The sequence below is a fragment of the Protofrankia sp. Cr1 genome, from assembly GCF_963555865.1.
Lineage (GTDB): Bacteria > Actinomycetota > Actinomycetes > Frankiales > Frankiaceae > Protofrankia.
This window is the reverse complement of the sequence record NZ_CAUVXO010000213.1, coordinates 7,099-8,248: the sequence shown is the minus strand read 5'-3', so window position 1 is coordinate 8,248 and position 1,150 is coordinate 7,099. Positions and strand designations below refer to the sequence as shown.

Sequence of the window (1,150 nt, the reverse complement as noted above, 5' to 3'; positions counted from 1 at the left end):
GGCTGGGCCGGCGTGGACGGCTGGGCCGGCACGGGCTTCGGGTAGGCATCGTGCTGCGGCAACAACCTGTTCACAATGCGCCCGCTCGGGCCGGGCCCGCGGTGCAGGCGCCCATTGTCCGACAGTCGGCGGCAGACCTGGTTCACGGTCTGGCGGCGAAGCTCAAGCGCTTCCGCCAACTGTCCGTCGTCCAGGCCGGCCGGAACCTTTGCCAGCCGCTCAAGAATGCGGTCCGCGACAGTAGTCACAAACCCGGACGCTATACGCCATCCAAAATCGGCTTGCAAGCGGGGTGGGTCAACTTCGGCACCTGTCGTCCGTCCGTGGTGACCCTGGCGCTCCGTGCGAGCGGTTGAGGCGTGTCCCGTAGTGGTTTGGTGATCTGACCGCCTTCGCGTGTTACCCGCGGTCCATCCCGGGAATATGCACCGATGACACCGAACGACGGCAAGCCACTGATCCAGCATCCATTGATCAAGAATCCATTGATCCAACCGGGAGGCGACGATGACGCAGCTGATGCCGGACGGCGACATCGACAGCGTCGACGTCGGTTACATCAACACCTATGGCGGTCCGCTCGAGCAGTCCGAGAGTCTCGACAGCGACGGCCTCGGCTCGACCGACCGGGGGCATGACCCGCTCGACGACGGCTGGGATCCGCCCGATCGCTTCGGCCCCGGCGAGCGCTTCGGGACGACCGCAGCGGAGCAGCGTGCGGGTGAGTCCCTAGACTCGTTGCTCTCCCAGGAGCAGCCCGATCCGGATCCCTATGCCGAGGCGGCGCGGTTGGAGTCAGGCGACGTCCTGGAGTCCGATGTCTATGCCCCATACGACCCGCCGGGTGGGCGCGGGCTGGAAGCTGACGGCGTCGCGGACGCCTCGCCGCCGCTGCTGGCTGATGACGAGGGCGTGCGGAACGTCACAACCGGCGAGCTCATCGCACACGGTCCGATCGGCGGACGCTGCCGCGGTCGTGAGGACTCTCCGTATGTCGGCGCACCCGAGGAGGAAGCGGTACGGGTCCACGACGAAGAATGATCAAATAGCGTCGCTGCCGCCCGCGGTCTGCGCGCCGCGGGCGGAGGCGTCATGCTGACCAGATGGCCGCCGACGACCAGGCTCCCGACGATGCGCCTCCGCCAGACAA

Annotated in this window: 1 protein-coding gene and 1 pseudogene; one reads left to right on the top strand and one right to left on the bottom strand. The window is 67.3% G+C overall.

Going from position 1 to position 1,150, the window contains the following annotated elements:
- Positions 1–248, bottom strand: a pseudogene (locus U9980_RS16530) (MarR family transcriptional regulator); the annotation flags it as partial.
- Between the two features lie 259 nt (positions 249–507).
- On the opposite strand from U9980_RS16530, the gene U9980_RS16525 reads away from it, so the two are divergent.
- The gene (locus U9980_RS16525; RefSeq protein WP_322755705.1) at positions 508–1,041 is read left to right on the top strand and encodes a hypothetical protein; all 534 of its coding nucleotides are present in this window, start codon (positions 508–510) and stop codon (positions 1,039–1,041) included.
- The last annotated feature ends 109 nt before the right edge of the window (positions 1,042–1,150 follow it).

Coding starts and splice junctions, on each gene's coding strand:
- U9980_RS16525 (WP_322755705.1), top strand. CDS start 508: ATGACGCAGCTGATGCCGGACGGCGACATCGACAGCGTCGACGTCGGT.